The 16,062-nt window shown below is 51.3% G+C and carries 19 protein-coding genes and 1 pseudogene; 14 read left to right on the top strand and 6 right to left on the bottom strand.

Annotated features, from left to right (window positions below; translation table 11 throughout):
- Positions 1-102: 102 nt before the first annotated feature.
- Both Q9O24_05710 and Q9O24_05705 read left to right on the top strand, forming a co-directional pair.
- On the top strand, positions 103-561 hold the full coding sequence (locus Q9O24_05710; GenBank protein MDQ7074644.1) for a hypothetical protein: 459 nt from the start codon (positions 103-105) through the stop codon (positions 559-561).
- Complete coding sequence (locus tag Q9O24_05705) at positions 558-1,439, top strand: fructosamine kinase family protein (GenBank protein MDQ7074643.1); 882 nt, start codon at positions 558-560, stop codon at positions 1,437-1,439. The genes Q9O24_05710 and Q9O24_05705 overlap by 4 nt, the downstream gene beginning before the upstream one ends.
- Here Q9O24_05705 and ung read toward each other — a convergent pair.
- Complete coding sequence (gene ung / locus Q9O24_05700; GenBank protein MDQ7074642.1) at positions 1,436-2,113, bottom strand: uracil-DNA glycosylase; 678 nt, start codon at positions 2,111-2,113, stop codon at positions 1,436-1,438. The two genes, Q9O24_05705 and ung, sit on opposite strands and share 4 nt — an antisense overlap.
- Positions 2,110-2,748 carry a pyridoxamine 5'-phosphate oxidase gene (pdxH, locus tag Q9O24_05695; protein ID MDQ7074641.1) on the bottom strand — a complete coding sequence of 213 codons (639 nt, stop codon included), beginning with the start codon at positions 2,746-2,748 and terminating at the stop codon, positions 2,110-2,112. Before pdxH ends, ung begins: the two co-directional genes overlap by 4 nt.
- 101 nt (positions 2,749-2,849) lie before the next feature.
- On the opposite strand from pdxH, the gene Q9O24_05690 reads away from it, so the two are divergent.
- Positions 2,850-3,491 (top strand): trimeric intracellular cation channel family protein, encoded by a 642-nt coding sequence (locus tag Q9O24_05690; GenBank protein MDQ7074640.1) that lies wholly within the window; start codon positions 2,850-2,852, stop codon positions 3,489-3,491.
- Between the two features lie 9 nt (positions 3,492-3,500).
- A complete protein-coding gene (locus tag Q9O24_05685) occupies positions 3,501-3,665 on the top strand; it encodes a hypothetical protein (GenBank protein MDQ7074639.1) in 165 nt (54 codons plus the stop codon).
- Here Q9O24_05685 and ispB read toward each other — a convergent pair.
- The gene (gene ispB / locus Q9O24_05680; GenBank protein ID MDQ7074638.1) at positions 3,649-4,617 is read right to left on the bottom strand and encodes an octaprenyl diphosphate synthase; all 969 of its coding nucleotides are present in this window, start codon (positions 4,615-4,617) and stop codon (positions 3,649-3,651) included. The two genes, Q9O24_05685 and ispB, sit on opposite strands and share 17 nt — an antisense overlap.
- A gap of 157 nt (positions 4,618-4,774) precedes the next feature.
- Here ispB and rplU point away from each other — a divergent pair, with 157 nt between their 5' ends.
- From rplU to proB, 4 genes and pseudogenes are all read left to right on the top strand, one after another.
- Positions 4,775-5,086, top strand: coding sequence for a 50S ribosomal protein L21 (gene rplU / locus Q9O24_05675; GenBank protein MDQ7074637.1), 312 nt, complete (start codon positions 4,775-4,777; stop codon positions 5,084-5,086).
- A gap of 27 nt (positions 5,087-5,113) precedes the next feature.
- On the top strand, positions 5,114-5,371 hold the full coding sequence (rpmA, locus tag Q9O24_05670; GenBank protein ID MDQ7074636.1) for a 50S ribosomal protein L27: 258 nt from the start codon (positions 5,114-5,116) through the stop codon (positions 5,369-5,371).
- 103 nt (positions 5,372-5,474) lie between these two features.
- Positions 5,475-6,497: pseudogene (gene cgtA / locus Q9O24_05665) on the top strand (Obg family GTPase CgtA).
- A gap of 14 nt (positions 6,498-6,511) precedes the next feature.
- Positions 6,512-7,636, top strand: a complete 1,125-nt coding sequence (gene proB / locus Q9O24_05660; protein MDQ7074635.1) for a glutamate 5-kinase — start codon at positions 6,512-6,514, stop codon at positions 7,634-7,636.
- 45 nt (positions 7,637-7,681) lie between these two features.
- Here proB and Q9O24_05655 read toward each other — a convergent pair whose 3' ends face one another.
- The 3 genes from Q9O24_05655 to Q9O24_05645 form a co-directional block, all read right to left on the bottom strand.
- A complete protein-coding gene (locus tag Q9O24_05655) occupies positions 7,682-8,827 on the bottom strand; it encodes a PilT/PilU family type 4a pilus ATPase (protein ID MDQ7074634.1) in 1,146 nt (381 codons plus the stop codon).
- A gap of 45 nt (positions 8,828-8,872) precedes the next feature.
- The gene (locus tag Q9O24_05650; protein ID MDQ7074633.1) at positions 8,873-10,015 is read right to left on the bottom strand and encodes a PilT/PilU family type 4a pilus ATPase; all 1,143 of its coding nucleotides are present in this window, start codon (positions 10,013-10,015) and stop codon (positions 8,873-8,875) included.
- A 72-nt stretch (positions 10,016-10,087) separates the two neighbouring features.
- Positions 10,088-11,122 carry a type IV pilus twitching motility protein PilT gene (locus Q9O24_05645; protein MDQ7074632.1) on the bottom strand — a complete coding sequence of 345 codons (1,035 nt, stop codon included), beginning with the start codon at positions 11,120-11,122 and terminating at the stop codon, positions 10,088-10,090.
- A gap of 146 nt (positions 11,123-11,268) precedes the next feature.
- Here Q9O24_05645 and Q9O24_05640 point away from each other — a divergent pair, with 146 nt between their 5' ends.
- The 6 genes from Q9O24_05640 to yaaA all read left to right on the top strand — a co-directional run bounded on the left by Q9O24_05640 (position 11,269) and on the right by yaaA (position 16,061).
- A complete protein-coding gene (locus Q9O24_05640; protein MDQ7074631.1) occupies positions 11,269-11,949 on the top strand; it encodes a YggS family pyridoxal phosphate-dependent enzyme in 681 nt (226 codons plus the stop codon).
- 43 nt (positions 11,950-11,992) lie between these two features.
- The gene (proC, locus tag Q9O24_05635; GenBank protein MDQ7074630.1) at positions 11,993-12,820 is read left to right on the top strand and encodes a pyrroline-5-carboxylate reductase; all 828 of its coding nucleotides are present in this window, start codon (positions 11,993-11,995) and stop codon (positions 12,818-12,820) included.
- Entirely contained in the window at positions 12,820-13,416 is a 597-nt protein-coding gene (locus tag Q9O24_05630; GenBank protein ID MDQ7074629.1) for a YggT family protein, read from the top strand. Before proC ends, Q9O24_05630 begins: the two co-directional genes overlap by 1 nt.
- 76 nt (positions 13,417-13,492) lie before the next feature.
- Positions 13,493-14,641: a homoserine O-acetyltransferase gene (locus Q9O24_05625; GenBank protein MDQ7074628.1), complete on the top strand. Its 1,149-nt coding sequence runs from the start codon at positions 13,493-13,495 to the stop codon at positions 14,639-14,641.
- A complete protein-coding gene (gene metW / locus Q9O24_05620) occupies positions 14,638-15,285 on the top strand; it encodes a methionine biosynthesis protein MetW (protein MDQ7074627.1) in 648 nt (215 codons plus the stop codon). The genes Q9O24_05625 and metW overlap by 4 nt, the downstream gene beginning before the upstream one ends.
- Positions 15,279-16,061, top strand: coding sequence for a peroxide stress protein YaaA (yaaA, locus tag Q9O24_05615; GenBank protein ID MDQ7074626.1), 783 nt, complete (start codon positions 15,279-15,281; stop codon positions 16,059-16,061). Before metW ends, yaaA begins: the two co-directional genes overlap by 7 nt.
- The last annotated feature ends 1 nt before the right edge of the window (position 16,062 follow it).

The raw sequence follows: 16,062 nt of genomic DNA, 5'->3' as shown, positions 1-16,062 counted from the left end.
TTTGTGCAGGGTTTCTTCCTTTTCCATCGAATAATGTGGCACTATAAGATCCAATGAGACCTTATTTATTATTTCATGGATTGAACTAATAAGGAGCACGCCATGTACAAACTGATCACCCTGCTTTGCCTGCTGGGTCAGGCTCTGTTCTTCAGCACCCTCAGCTGGGCTGGAAATGCAGCCAACCTTTTGATCAACACCCCTCTGTATGTCTTTTTACCGCTGAAAAATCGTGCGCCCGCCAATCAATTGCTGGCAAGAAAAAGAGTTCATTTCAGCAGCGAAGAGGGCAATAAACTGCGCCTACTGTTTAAAAAAGCCAATGGTTTTACCTTTTTCAGTGCTGGGATGCCAAAAAATAACAGTCATCGCCCAGAAGAATTTTTGAAAAACTTAGATCGCCTCTCAGCCGCCGTTGGTTACGCCTTTCAAACCCAACGCAACTACCAAGTGGCCTTTATGCTCGGCACCGACAGGCTAATGCACAGCCACATCGGCAGCTGGGATGCCGACGATCAAAACTGGGTCAGTGTCACCCTTGGCGTTGACCTATTCCATTGAACAATCGTCTCTGCTCAGAGCTTGAAAAACGGATTCAACAGATTGAACCAACTTTTAAGCTGCACAGCCAACACGCCGTCAGCGGAGGTTGCATCAACCGCTGTTATCAACTGGTCGGCTCCACTCAAAATTATTTCCTCAAGCTCAATCACGCCTCGCAACAGCAGATGTTTGTCGCCGAAGCAGCAGGCCTGAATGAGTTACACCAGAGCCAAACCCTACGCACCCCAAAACCGCTATTGAGTGGCATTATTGGCGAACAGAGTTTTCTATTGATGGAGTTTATCGACTTCGATCAGCACAGCGGCAACCAGCGCCAACTGGCCGAGCAATTGGTGCAGCTCCACCAGCAGAGTGCCACCCAGTTTGGCTGGAGCCAAAACAACACCATTGGTGCAACGCCACAATGCAATCAACAACAAAGCGACTGGCTTACCTTTTGGCGCGAACAACGTCTGGGGTTTCAGCTCAAACTGACGACCAAAAAAGGCCACAGAGGAAAACTACACGAGTTAGGCGCTGAACTGCTGGAAAAGATGCCGCACTTTTTTGCCAACCACCAACCGCAACCGTCCCTGCTGCACGGCGATCTTTGGGCTGGCAATGTCGCCTATGCAAACGGTCAACCCGTTATTTTTGATCCAGCGGTCTACTACGGCGATCGTGAAACGGATCTCGCCATGAGCGAGCTGTTTGGCGGTTTCAATGCTGAATTTTACGCCGCCTACCAACATCATTGGCCACTGGATGCGGGCTACTCTGTACGCAAAACCCTCTACAACCTCTACCACATCCTCAATCATCTGAATCTGTTTGGCGGCAGCTACCAAACTCAAGCGGAAGGGATGATGCAAACACTGCTGGCCGATGTGCGCTAGAGCTGCCAATCAATCGGCGTTTGCCCTCTCTGCTGTAAAATAGTATTGATCTGCGAAAAGGGTTTGCTGCCAAAAAAGCCACGATAAGCCGACAACGGTGAAGGATGCGGAGCCACCAAAACAGCGTGTTTCTGTCGGTCGATGATCTGCCCCTTGCGCTGCGCGTAAGCGCCCCACAAAACAAACACCAAAGGACGATCCAGCTCATTCAACACCGCAATCACTCGATCTGTAAATGTCTCCCAACCTCGGCCTTGATGGCTGTTGGCCGCACCGCTCTGCACGGTCAAAACGCTGTTGAGCAACAACACCCCCTGCTCCGCCCACGGCAGCAGATAACCCGAACGGTTTTCAATCCCAAGATCCTCTTTTAGCTCTTTATAAATATTAAGCAACGACTTAGGCAACGCCACCTCCGGTTGTACCGAAAAACAGAGGCCGTGTGCATGACCAGGAGTGGGGTAAGGATCTTGACCTAAAATCACGACTTTGACCTGATGCAACGGGGTGTGATTAAACGCAGAAAACCACTCGCTTGCGCGGGGGAAAATCACCTTGCCTGCGGCTTTCTCAGCCTTTAAAAAAGCCTTCAACTGCAACATGTAATCCGCAGAAAATTCTTCTTGCAGCGCCGTTCTCCATGGTGCCTCCAATTGAATTTCAGCCTCACTCATGGCGACAGTCGCTCAACCTGCCAATGGTTATTAAGCCAGCGGTAGGCAAAACGATCGTGCAAACGACTCTTCCGCCCCTGCCAAAACTCAAAGGTCGAGGGCAACAAACGATAGCCACCCCAGCGCTCTGGGCGTGGCACCTTACCATCGGGGTGCTGCTGCTCCAGCGCCACCACCTTGGCCTCCAGCTCTGAACGATGCGCCACCACACGGCTCTGTTCAGAAGCAGCGGCGCTAAGACGACTGCCCAGAGGACGAGAGTGAAAATAGGCCTCCGCCTCAGAGGCGGGCAGTTTTTCCACCTGCCCCACCAAACGCACCTGACGATCCAGTTTAGGCCAATAAAAGAGCAGCGCCGCTTGCGGATTAACCGCCAAATCATGCCCCTTGGCACTGCCGTAATCGGTATACCAAGCAAAACCAAATTCATCAAAATGTTTCAACAAAACAATACGCGCACTGGGCAGACCGTTCTCATCCGCCGTGGCCAAGGTCATCGCCGTGGCATCTTCAATCCCAACCTCCAGCGCCTGCTGCAACCAAAGTGAAAATTGCTCACGGGGATTATCATCCAAATCAGAGCGATTCAACTCACCGGCGCAGTACTCACGACGAACATCTCGTTGATCTTTCATAGCGAAAAACTTACCCTTGAACACTGAAAAACAGACGTTATTAAACCACAGCTCGAACACACAAACATGACTTCAATCAAAGCCTACTTAATTAGACCATAATGACCTTAGAGCCGACTCTTCCACTGCTGGAAAACCTCTATTGGATCACTCTGTTAGCCGTTTTTTTCTCCTCAGCCTCTGCCGTGCTAAAAGCAGGAGGTAAGCAATTTGATCTCTTTGGGGTGGTCATTATTGCCATCACCACCGGTTTGGGTGGGGGTTCACTGCGTGACATGCTGTTAGATCGAGATGTCTTCTGGATCAAAGATCAGATCTTTTTTATCGCCTCCCTCAGTGGAGCCATCAGCCTGTTTATCGCAGCTCGATTTTGCAGCCTCTCGCCAAAATATTTTCTACTCGCTGACTCAGCAGGGCTAGCCACCTTTGCCATCGCCGGTACACTGGTCTCAATGTTGGCAGGAGCCGACCCTCTCGTTGCCAGCTTTATGGGGGTCATGACCGGCACAATGGGTGGCATTTTTCGGGATGTCATCTGCAACGAGACCCCCGTGGTTTTTAGCAGCCCACTCTACGCCACCGTCGCTTGGCTGGGTTCTCTGCTCTTTATTGGCCTCTTATTTATGGGGCATGAGAGCGGCAGCGCCTCTCTCATAGCCGGGTTGACTATTTTTTTATCACGATTATTGGCGGTTCATTATAATCTCAACCTACCCCGCTTCCGTTTTAAAAACAAACCTTGAGTATCATCTATGATCTTTAAAAGCCAAACCCCGTGGCCGTGGCGACTGCTGCGCATCATTGTCATTAGTGCCGCTGCTGCTTGGCTGCTGCTACCGCAAGCCGAAACCACCCCAGACAATCAGGCGCAAACACCGCCTACTGCTCCATCGCAACCGCTCAAGTACGACGACTGACGGAAAAGCGAGCCAAACTCTCCATCGCTTCACGATAGGGAGTGTCTGGTAAGTAACTCAACGCCTCAATGGCCAGATCCGCTTCTCGCTGAGCAAACGCCTGCGTCTCTTCCAACGCCCCCGTGGCCTGCACCGCCAACATCACCTCATCGATCATCTCACGCCCCCCCTCTTCAATCGCCTTGCGTATCAATGCCGTCTGCTCGGCGGTGCCGTTACGCATGGTCAAGATCAGCGGCAAGGTCGGTTTGCCTTCCGCCAAGTCATCACCGACGTTTTTACCCATCTCCTCACTGGAGGAGCTGTAATCCAACACATCGTCAATCAACTGAAAAGCCGTCCCCAGATGCATGCCGTAACGCGCCAAGGCCTCTTCTTGCTCTTGTGGTACTTCAGCCAACACCCCACCCAACAGCGCCGCCGCTTCAAATAATTTGGCGGTTTTGCAGTGGATCACCTCTAAGTAGGTCTCTTCCGTGGTGTCCGGCTCATGCACGTTCAACAACTGCATCACCTCGCCTTCGGCAATGATGTTGGTGGTCTGGGAGAGAATCTCCATCACCCGCAGGCTGCCCACCTCCACCATCATTTCAAAGGAGCGCGAGTACAAAAAGTCACCCACCAACACCGCCGCTTCATTGCCCCAGATGGCATTGGAAGTGTCTTTACCCCGACGCAGTTCAGAGGCATCCACCACATCGTCGTGCAGCAACGTCGCGGTGTGAATAAACTCAATGATAGCGGCCAAATTAATCTGCCACTGGCCTTTATAACCTGCCGCCGCCGCCGCCAGCAAAACGATCTGTGGCCGCAACCGTTTGCCGCCACTGCCGATAATGTAATGGCTTAGTTGATTCACCAGCACCACCTCCGACTGCAAGCGGTGACGAATCATCTCATCCACTGCGTCACGTTCGTTGGCAATAAGGGCTTGGATCTCTTTCAATAACATGACAGTCTACACAGAATGCTTTAAGTAGTGCGCATGCTAGAAATGGCCAGCGGGAGTGTCAAGGTAAACCGGAAAAATAACTTTCTCATTGACCAATTTCTAATCTCTGGTATAATCGCGCGCTTTTCGATCACTGTTTTTAAAGTCGAGGCGGAACATGTACGCGGTAATTAAAACTGGCGGTAAACAATACCGTGTGGTAGTGGGTGAAACCCTGAAAGTTGAAAAACTGGAACTCAACGAAGGCGAATCGCTGGAGTTGGACTCTGTATTGATGATCGCCGATGGCGAAGAGATTAAGGTCGGCGCACCTTATCTGGACGGCGGCAAAGTCACTGCAACGATCAAATCACACGGTCGTGGCAAAAAAGTGGACATCATCAAGTTCCGTCGTCGGAAACATCATCGGAAACAGATGGGTCATCGCCAGAGCTACACGGAATTAGAAATCACAGCCATCAACGGCTAAGTCACAACAAATTTAGAGGAACAGGCAATGGCACATAAGAAGGCAGGCGGCAGTACTAATAACGGTCGCGATTCAGAGTCAAAACGTCTTGGTGTAAAACGCTACGGCGGCGAAACGATTAACGCAGGCAGCATCATCGTGCGTCAGCGCGGCACCCGTTTCCACCCTGGCACCAACGTCGGTTGTGGCAAAGATCACACCCTGTTTGCAAAAGCAGACGGCGTAGTGAAATTTGAAGTCAAAGGGCCTTTGAAGCGCAAGTACGTCACCATCGTAGCTGCATAAGTTTCGGCTTTGAGACGCAAAAAAACCCCGCTTCGGCGGGGTTTTTTGTTGGTGCAGCATTTATAATCCCCCTCTAAGCCACAGCAACACAGGCGGTTACATCATGAAATTTGTTGACGAAGTCCATATCAAAGTTTTTGCTGGAGACGGTGGCAACGGCTGCGTCAGTTTTCGCCGTGAAAAATACATCCCCCGTGGCGGCCCCGATGGCGGTGATGCCGGTGATGGCGGTGACATCTACCTGATCGCCGACAGCGAACTCAACACCTTGGCCGATTTTCGCCACACGCGCAGCTTCAGCGCCCAGCGTGGCCAGAACGGCATGAGCCGCAACTGCACCGGTCGGCGCGGCGACGATCTGGAAATCCCCGTTCCCGTTGGCACCCAAGCCTTTGACAAAGACACCGGCGAGCAGTTGGGAGATTTGACCAAAATCGGCCAACGCATGATGGTCGCCAAGGGCGGTTTTCACGGTCTTGGCAACGCGCGCTTTAAAAGCTCCGTCAATCGCGCCCCACGTCAGCACAGCAACGGTTCCGAAGGCGACCACCGCATCTTGCAACTGGAGCTAAAACTGCTCGCCGATGTCGGTCTGCTAGGCTACCCCAACGCCGGTAAATCGACCTTTATTCGTGCCGTCTCATCAGCACGCCCCAAGGTGGCCAACTACCCTTTCACCACCCTCTACCCCAATTTGGGCGTGGTCAGCATCGAGCAGTACCGCAGCTTTGTGGTTGCCGACATTCCCGGTTTGATCGAAGGGGCTGCCGAAGGTCACGGCCTCGGCATTCAATTTCTCAAACATCTGACCCGCACCCGCTTGCTGCTGCACATCATCGACATGGCTCCACTGGACGACAGCAGCCCCGCCGAAGACGCTAAAAAACTGCTGTACGAACTGGAAAAATTCAGCCCCGAACTGGCAGAACAACCCCGCTGGTTGGTGCTCAATAAACTCGACCTGCTGCCAGAAGAGGAGCGCGAAGAACGCTGTACCGAGCTGGTCAAACAGCTCGGCTACAACGGACCGATGTTCCAAATCTCTGCCTTGCAGAAAAACGGCACCCAAAAAGTCTGTTATCAGATCATGGAATACCTAGAAGAGCTGAAGCGGGAGGCGAATTCTCAGGAGTCTGGCGCGTGACACGCCACAGCCTCATCGACAGCCAACGCTGGGTGGTAAAGATCGGCAGTGCGCTGATCACCGATGACGGCAAAGGTCTCGACCTGCAGGCGATGCAGGCCTGGGCAAAACAGATGGCCGAGTTGCACCAACAAGGCCATCAACTGATCTTGGTCTCCTCTGGCTCAGTGGCCGAGGGGATGAGCCGCTTCGGTTGGCAGACACGCCCCAACACTCTACACGAGCTGCAAGCGGCGGCAGCGGTAGGTCAAATGGGCTTGGTGCAAGCCTATGAAAGCAGTTTTCAAACTTATCAAATCCGCACCGCACAAATTCTACTCACCCACGACGATCTCGCCGACCGACAACGCTACCTCAACGCTCGCAGCACCCTGCGTACCTTGCTGAAATTGGGTGTGATTCCGATCATCAATGAAAACGACACTGTGGCCACCGATGAGATTCGTTTTGGTGATAACGATACTTTGGGTGCTCTGGTGGCCAATCTGGTCGAGGCTGACACATTGGTTATCCTCACCGATCAAGAGGGGCTGTTTGATCAAGACCCGCGCCACAACCCCAATGCTCAACTGATTCAAGAGGGAAAAGCCGAAGACAGCAATCTGCTGGCGCTAGCAGGCCCCTCAGCAGGCACCCTCGGACGCGGTGGCATGACCACCAAAATTTTAGCTGCCGCCCGTGCCGCTCGTTCCGGCAGCCAGACGGTGATCGCTTCTGGACGTGAAACCGATGTCCTGCCACGGTTGAAACAGGGAGAACGGATCGGCACCTTGTTAACTCCCTCTCAAGAGCCGCTGATGGCACGCAAACAGTGGTTGGCCAATCAGCTCAAAGTACGCGGCCAACTGCATCTGGATGCCGGTGCCAGTCGCATGATCCAGCAGAACGGCTCCAGTTTGTTAGCGGTGGGGATTAAAGACGTCAGCGGTCATTTTGTTCGTGGTGATGTGGTTGCTTGTCTGGATCAAAATGGCAATGAAATTGCTCGCGGCTTGGTCAACTACAGCGCCCTTGAAACGCAGAAGATCAAAGGCCAATCGAGCCAGAAAATTGCAGAGTTATTGGGTTATGTGGATGAACCAGAATTGATTCATCGGGATAATTTGGCTTTGACTCGGTAAGCTGGAGGCAAACATTTTTTGCCTCAACGCCTCACAAGCTCTCTTCTAAGAGCGACGCAAAGAAGAGGGGCTTGTTCCAGGCATAGTCAATTCCTCAGCCTCAGTATCCCGATGCAGTTCACCAATACCACCACCAAAATTGATTTTCCACTCCAGATCACTGCGTGAATCAGCGTAATCCAGTGCCGTATGCAGCTCCACTTTGCCAGATTTAAACAACGCATAGAGAGATTGATCAAAGGTCAACATGCTCTCGTGCCCACCACCCTTGGCCATCGCCTCTTTGACCTTGTGGAAATCCCCCTTACGGATCAACTCAGAAATGTAGGGGGTGACAATCATCACCTCCATCGCTGGAACCCGTTTGCCACTTTTACTCGGCAGCAGCCGCTGAGAGATGATTGCATTCAAATTCAGGGAGAGATCCATCAAAATTTGGTCGCGCATCTCATGGGGAAACAGATTGATGATGCGATCCATCGCCTGATACGCATTCACCGCGTGTAAAGTCGTCACACAAAGATGTCCTGTATCCGCATAAGTTATGGCCGCCTCCATCGTATCTCGATCTCGCACCTCGCCAATCACCACCACATCCGGTGATTCGCGCACCACCTCACGCAACGCACTGCGATAGGAGTGGGTGTCCAAGCCTACCTCACGCTGATCCACAATCGACTTTTTATGTTCAAAACAATATTCAATCGGATCTTCAATGGTCAAAATATGACCGGCATGATGAATGTTGCGATGATCCAACATCGAAGCCAAGGTAGTGGATTTTCCTGCTCCCGAGGAGCCGACCACCAGCAGCAAACCCTTTTTCACCAAAATCAACTCTTCCAACACCGAGGACAGATGCAACTCTTTGACAGTGGGGATCCGCGCTTTAATAAAACGAATCACCATCGAGACTTCGCCTTTCTGCTTAAAAACATTGATGCGAAAACGACCAATATCAGGCTGACTCAAACCCAAATTACATTCCAGTTCACGCTCAAAGTCCCGCCGCTGCTCAACACTCATCAAACCGTGCGCCAATTTGGCCACCACCCCTGGTTCAAGACGGTTTTTATGCACCGCCACCATCTCACCCTCAATTTTCAAACTCGGTGGTGCGCCGGTTGAAAAGAGCAAGTCGGTGGCATTTTTATCCACCATCAACTGCAAATAAGATTCTAATGCACTCATAAAGCTGACCTCGGTTCAAATCCCTTGAGAAAAAGGCATCTCAAATCACTCATCATGCTCTTCAATAGAGAGCTGCACATTGTCGGCCATCAAACTATCGCTGTAATTACTTTCTAATTTCAAACGCAAACGCAGATCATTCACCGATTCCGCATTACGAAAACCGTCTTCCGGCGCAATCGCTTGTTCGACAATCAAATTAAAAATAGCGTGATCAAAGCTCTGCATCCCCACTTCGGTTGATTTACTCATCAACAATTTCATGGCTGAAATGTCACCTTTCAAAATAAGGTCACTCATCAACGGCGTATTGATCAAAATCTCAACCGCCGCCCGCATCCCATCCCCACTAATGGCACGAATCAAACGCTGCGAGATCACTGCGCGCAAATTCAACGAGAGATCCAATAACAACTGCTGACGACGCTCTTCTGGAAAAAAGTTAATGATGCGATCCATCGCCTGACTGCTGCTGTTGGCGTGTAAGGTTGCCAAACAAAGATGCCCCGTTTCAGAAAAAGCAATCGCATGTTCCATCGTTTCACGATCTCGAATTTCACCAATCAAAATCACATCTGGCGCTTGACGCAAGGAGTTTTTCAGCGCAATTTCAAAGGACTCCGTATCGGTTCCCACCTCTCGCTGACTGACCACACAGCCCTTGTGTTGATGGACAAACTCCACCGGATCTTCAATGGTAATGATGTGACCAAAACTGTTTTCGTTACGGTAATCAATCATCGCCGCCAAGCTGGTGGATTTACCCGAGCCCGTACCTCCCACCACAATAATCAAGCCCCGTTTCGCCATCACCAAGCCAGTCAAAATCGGCGGCAAAGAGAGGCTATCAAAACTGGGAATGGTGGTGGCGATCACCCTCAGTACCATTGCCACACTGCCACGCTGCACATAGGCACTGATGCGAAAACGAGAAATGCCAGGCAGGCTGATGGCAAAATTACATTCGTTGCTGGCATCAAATTCTTTCGCCTGCCGGTCGTTCATAATCGAACGGGTCAACAACTGCGTGTGCGCCGGTTTCAGACGTTGATGAGCCAGCGGCTCTAGCTTGCCGTTAAGCTTCATCATCGGCATCGTGCCAGCAGTGACGTACAGATCAGAACCGCCTTTTTTCTTCAGCAGGCGTAACATATCGTGCATGTATTTAATCGCGGAATCACGATCCATAAATTAACTCCCACACCATCGTTCTCCTCCTAACCTGCCTCTATTTTTTATTTTTTTGTATCACTGTTATTTTTAAAGTGTATCTGGATTGGCCGCTTTTCTTACCGCCTCTTCTCGGCTCACTTCGCCTTTTTGCAACAGACGTTTCAAATTTTGATCCAGAGTTTGCATACCGATGCCCTGACCGGTCTGAATCGCCGAGTACATTTGCGCTACTTTATCCTCACGGATCAAATTTCGAATCGCCGGAGTGCCGATCATAATTTCATGAGCCGCCAGCCGACCACCGCCAATTTTTTTCAACAGGCTCTGTGAAATTACCGCTCGTAAAGACTCCGATAACATGGAACGTACCATCGACTTTTCTGCCGCTGGGAAAACATCCACAATTCGGTCAATGGTTTTCGCCGCCGAACTGGTGTGCAAGGTACCCAGAACCAAATGCCCTGTTTCAGCGGCAGAGAGCGCCAAACGAATCGTCTCCAGATCGCGCATCTCACCGACCAAAATCACATCGGGATCTTCGCGCAGCGCCGAACGCAACGCCTCATTAAACCCCAAGGTATCACGATGCACTTCACGCTGATTAATCAGACATTTTTTACTGACGTGTACAAATTCAATTGGATCTTCAACGGTCAGAATGTGCGCCATCTGGGTGTCGTTGATGTGATTGACCATCGCCGCCAAGGTGGTGGATTTTCCCGAGCCTGTCGGGCCGGTGACCAAGACCAAACCACGAGGGTAATCGGCTATTTTTTTAAAAATATCTGGAGTAGCGAGCTGTTCCAAGCTTAATATTTTAGAGGGAATGGTACGAAAAACCGCACCCGCACCGCGATTATGATTAAAGGCATTGACTCGAAAACGCGCCAAACCAGGGATTTCAAAAGAGAAATCCGTTTCCATAAACTCCTCATAGGTTTTGCGCTGCTTGTCGTTCATGATGTCATAAATCATCGCATGTACATATTTATGATCCATCTTAGGCGCATTGATTTTACGCACATCACCGTCCACCCGAATCATCGGCGGTTCACCTGCCGACAGATGCAGATCCGAGGCGTTGTGTTTAACTCCAAACTCCAATAACTGCCGAATCTCCATAGACACTCCAAAAGATAAAAAACCTTAACGAAACTGCTGCATAATGGAGCAGTTATACAACGTGATGCAAGCCTTGATTTCCAAAGCTCAATCGGCACAATACTCAAAACAGACTTCCCTTACCGCTGTCAATCGAAGTATTTTTTATGAACACCCTGCAAAATAATCTGCACACCATTCAAAATCAAATCCAAACGGCAAGCCAAACTTACCAACGCCGCAACGTCCACTTGCTGGCGGTCAGTAAACGCCATTCCGCCTCAGCCATTCGCCAGCTGTACGCTTTAGGCCAACACCACTTTGGTGAAAGCTATCTGCAAGAAGCGCTTATAAAAATAGCTCAATTAAATGACCTAGACTGCCATTGGCACTTTATTGGTCCTATTCAATCCAATAAAACCCAGCAAATCGCCCAACATTTTGCGTGGGTACACAGCGTGGATCGACTCAAAATCGCCCAACGGCTCAGTCAACAGCGGCCAACGGATCTACCCCCGTTGAACATCTGCCTGCAGGTCAACATCAGCCAAGAGGCGAGTAAATCAGGACTCTCACCAGAGGAGTTGCCTGAACTGGCCAAAGCGGTGAGCAAGCTCGCCAATCTGCGCCTGCGTGGTCTGATGGCCATTCCAGCGCCACAAAAAGAGTTTGCCCGCCAACGCGCTGAATTCCGTAAACTGGCGCAAATCCAGCAACAGTTGATTCAACAAGGCCATCCTCTGGACACCCTCTCAATGGGAATGAGCAACGATCTCAAAGCCGCCATTGCCGAAGGTTCCACTCTGGTGCGCATCGGCACCGCTCTATTTGGTCAACGACAAAACTAACTGACCTCACATTTTTTATTTTTCTACGGAGAACAGCTCTTCCATGTCAACCCAAAACATCACCTTTATCGGCGGCGGCAATATGGCTCGCTGTCTGATTGGCGGTCTGATCAGCGACGGTTTTATTGCCAACAACATCACCGTAGCCGACCCCGATGAAAACAGTCTCAATCACTTACAACAGCGCTTCGGCATCCACACCAGCACAGATAATCTCAGTGCCATTCAAAACGCCGAGGTGGTTCTGTTAGCGGTCAAACCCCAGCTGCTGCACGATGTGATCGAACAACTCAGCCCCACCCTAAAAAAGCAGCAGCCGTTACTGGTCTCCATCGCCGCTGGGGTACGCGAGCAGAGCATCACTCAGTGGCTTGGTTTTGCCCTGCCCATTGTGCGCAGTATGCCCAACACCGCCTCACTGGTGCAGAGCGGAGCCACGGGGCTGTTTGCCAACGACAAAGTAAATCTTGAGCAAAAAAACAGCGCTGAATCCATTTTGCGCGCCGTCGGGCTGACCCTCTGGGTTGAAGAGGAGTCCCAATTGGATGCGGTCACCGCTCTCTCCGGAAGCGGTCCGGCTTACTTTTTTCGGGTGATGGAAATCATGCAGAAGAGCGCAGAAAATTTAGGCCTGAGCCAAGATCAAGCGCGTTTATTAACCCTACAAACCGCCTTTGGTGCAGCCAAATTGGCACTGGAGTCCAGCGACGATCTCACCACGTTGCGCCAAAACGTCACCTCCAAAGGCGGCACCACCGCTGCCGCCCTGCAACATCTGCAACAAGGCGGCCTAGAAAGCCTATTTGATGGTGCCCTCAAAGCCGCCCACGCCCGCTCCATTGAGCTAGGCAACCTGTTAGGAGAGCAATAATGGATGCCAACTACGGCGGCAACGCCCTCAGCTTTTTGATCAACACCGTGGTGGACATCTACGTCACGGTCATTGCAGTGCGGTTTTTAATGCAGATGGTACAGGCGGATTATTACAGCCCTGTGGCGCAGTTTGTGGTCAAAGTAAGCAACCCCTTACTGATGCCCCTGCGCCGCATCGTGCCCGGCTTTGGCGGCCAAGACATCGCTGCACTGCTGCTCTGTTGGTTGCTGCTGCTGGCCAAATTGGCACTGCTCAGCAGCATGGCTTTGGCCATCAATGTCGCGGGGTATCATCTGATCACGCAAGAAACCTCCCTACTCAGCTTGATGATCTTGGCCGCCGTCGATCTGCTCGGCCTGTTTTTCAGCATTTTTTTCTTTTCCCTCATCGTGCAAGCACTGCTCAGCTGGATCAATCCTGACAACTACAATCCCGTTACTCAACTGCTCTATCAGATCAACGCACCGCTGCTCAGACCGGTACAGCGCCTAATTCCTCCTATCAGTGGCATCGACCTCTCACTCATCGCGCTGCTGCTGGGGCTGCAACTGCTAAAAATGTTGCTGATTCCACCGCTGCTCAGCTTGGCTTAAGGATGCGACACGCTGGCGCATTTGGTAAACTGCGTCGGATAACACACTCCCTGCTTTGGTTTCTGGATACGTAATTATGCCCAACCCCCTGCCTGCCGACTCCGTTGGTTTGGTTCAACCCCAAACAGCGCATTTTGCTGAGCCGTTGCCTCTGGACGGCGGCAAAGAGTTGCCGCAGTACGATCTCATCTACGAGAGTTACGGTCAGCTCAACGAGCGCAAATCCAACGCTATTTTGATCTGTCACGCCCTCTCAGGCGATCACCATGCGGCGGGGTATCACCGCCTTGGGGATAAAAAACCGGGCTGGTGGGAGAGCGCCATCGGCCCTGGCAAGGCGATCAACACCGAGCACTTTTTTGTCGTCGCAGTCAACAACCTCGGCGGCTGCAAAGGCTCTACCGGACCTTCCAGCCTCAATCCAGAAACTGGCAAACACTACGGCCCTGATTTTCCCATCGTCACGGTACGCGATTGGGTCAACAGCCAGCAGCGTTTTATGCGTTATTTGGGCATTGATGTCTGGGCGGCGGTAATTGGCGGCAGCTTGGGTGGGATGCAGGTGTTGCAGTGGTCGATGGATTACCCCGAACAGATCAAAAATGCAGTGGTCATCGCCGCTGCGCCCAAGCTCAGCGCGCAGAACATCGCTTTTAACGAAGTGGCGCGCCAAGCAATCATCTCCGACCCCGATTTTTACGCAGGGCGTTATTACGAACACGATGCCAAACCCCGCCGTGGGGTGATGCTGGCGCGGATGTTGGGTCACATCACCTACCTCTCCGACGATGCCATGCGCGCCAAATTTGGTCGTGAGCTGCGCTCGGGCAAGATCAACTACGGTTTTGATGTGGAGTTTCAGGTCGAAAGTTATTTGCGTTATCAGGGGCGTTCTTTTGTGGATCGTTTTGATGCCAACACCTATTTGCTGATGACCAAAGCACTGGATTATTTCGACCCCGCCGCTGAACACGGCGACAGCTTTGCGGCCGCCCTTAAACCCGCCACAGCTCAATTTTTGGTGTTGTCCTTTACCTCCGATTGGCGTTTCGCTCCCAGTCGTTCACAAGAAATTGTGCAAGCACTGGTGGAAGCAGGCAAGTCGGTCAGCTACGCCACCATCACCGCCAATCACGGCCACGATGCCTTTTTAATGCCGATTCCTGATTACCTCACTATTCTCAGCGCCTACCTACAACGCATCGCCGACGAGTTTCCCGCATGAATCAGAACAGCACCGACCTGCAAGGTCGTCCCGATCTACAGATCATCAGCCAATGGATTGAACCTGGCTCGCACATTCTCGATCTGGGCTGCGGTGACGGCACCCTGCTTGCCTACTTGCAACAGCACAAACAGGTCACAGGCTACGGCTTGGAAATTGATCCGAACAACATCGCCGAGTGCATTCGCAAAAACGTCAATGTAATTCAAATTGATCTTGATCAAGAAGGCTTAAGCAGCTTTGCCGACCACCATTTCGATTATGTGGTTATGACCCAATCCTTACAGACCATGCACGTACCGGATCGCCTCATGGATGAGATGTTGCGCATCGGCCAGCAAGCGGTGATCTCTTTTCCCAATATGGGGCATTGGAAAAGCCGCTTTCAGCTCGGTTTACGCGGCCAAATGCCCAAGACCCGCGCTCTGCCCCACGAGTGGTACAACACCCCCAACATTCATCTTTGCACCCTGCACGATTTTGAACGGCTCTGTCAGCAGCACAACGCTCAAGTGCTCACCCGTGCGGTACTCGACAATCAACACCGCTCCACCCTACGCACGCGCTTGCTGCCCAATTTCTTTGGCCAGATCGCCCTCTATCGTTTCCAGAAAAACAACACCGAAGCGAAAACCCCATGCTGATCGTTATCTCCCCAGCCAAAACACTGGATCTCAAACCCAATCCGATCCAAAAACAGAGCCAACCGACGCTGCTTGAGCATTCCCAGCAGCTCAACAATCGCCTGCGCCAGCTCTCTGCGCTGGACATCAGCGAGCTGATGAAGGTCAGCAGCAAGATCGCTGAACTCAATTTTGAGCGCAACCTCGCATGGCAGCCCCCCTTTGATCTCAACAACGCCAAACAAGCCCTTCTGGCGTTTAAAGGCGATGTTTACACCGGTCTGAACGTGGAGAGTTTTTCTGCTGATGATCTCGATTACGCCCAGCAGCATCTGCGTATTCTATCGGGACTTTACGGTCTGTTAAAACCACTGGATTTGATGCAGGCTTATCGTTTGGAGATGGGCAGCCGTCTCAGCACCAGCCGAGGCAAAAACCTCTACCAATTTTGGGATCAGATTGTCACCGATGAGTTAAACTCGGTTTTTCAAACAGAAAATGAAAAAGAACCGCTTTTAATCAACCTTGCTTCCAATGAATATTTCAAAGTGATAAAAAAATCGAACTTAAAGGCCAAAATCATCACACCTATTTTTAAGGAGTATAAAAACGGCGACTATAAAATCATCGGCATCTACGCCAAACGCGCACGGGGTCTGATGAGCCGTTTTATTATTCAGAACCGCATTGCAAACGCGGAACAGATCAAGACCTTTAGCCATGAGGGATATGCCTTTAACGCTACCCTCTCTTCTGAATCCGAATGGGTTTTTAGTCGCAATCGAACACTGGACTGAA

This window comes from Gammaproteobacteria bacterium, from assembly GCA_030949385.1.
Taxonomy (GTDB): Bacteria; Pseudomonadota; Gammaproteobacteria; order JAUZRS01; family JAUZRS01; genus JAUZRS01.
Note: the sequence above shows the minus strand (reverse complement) of the source record. Positions and strands in the feature narration are given on the sequence as shown.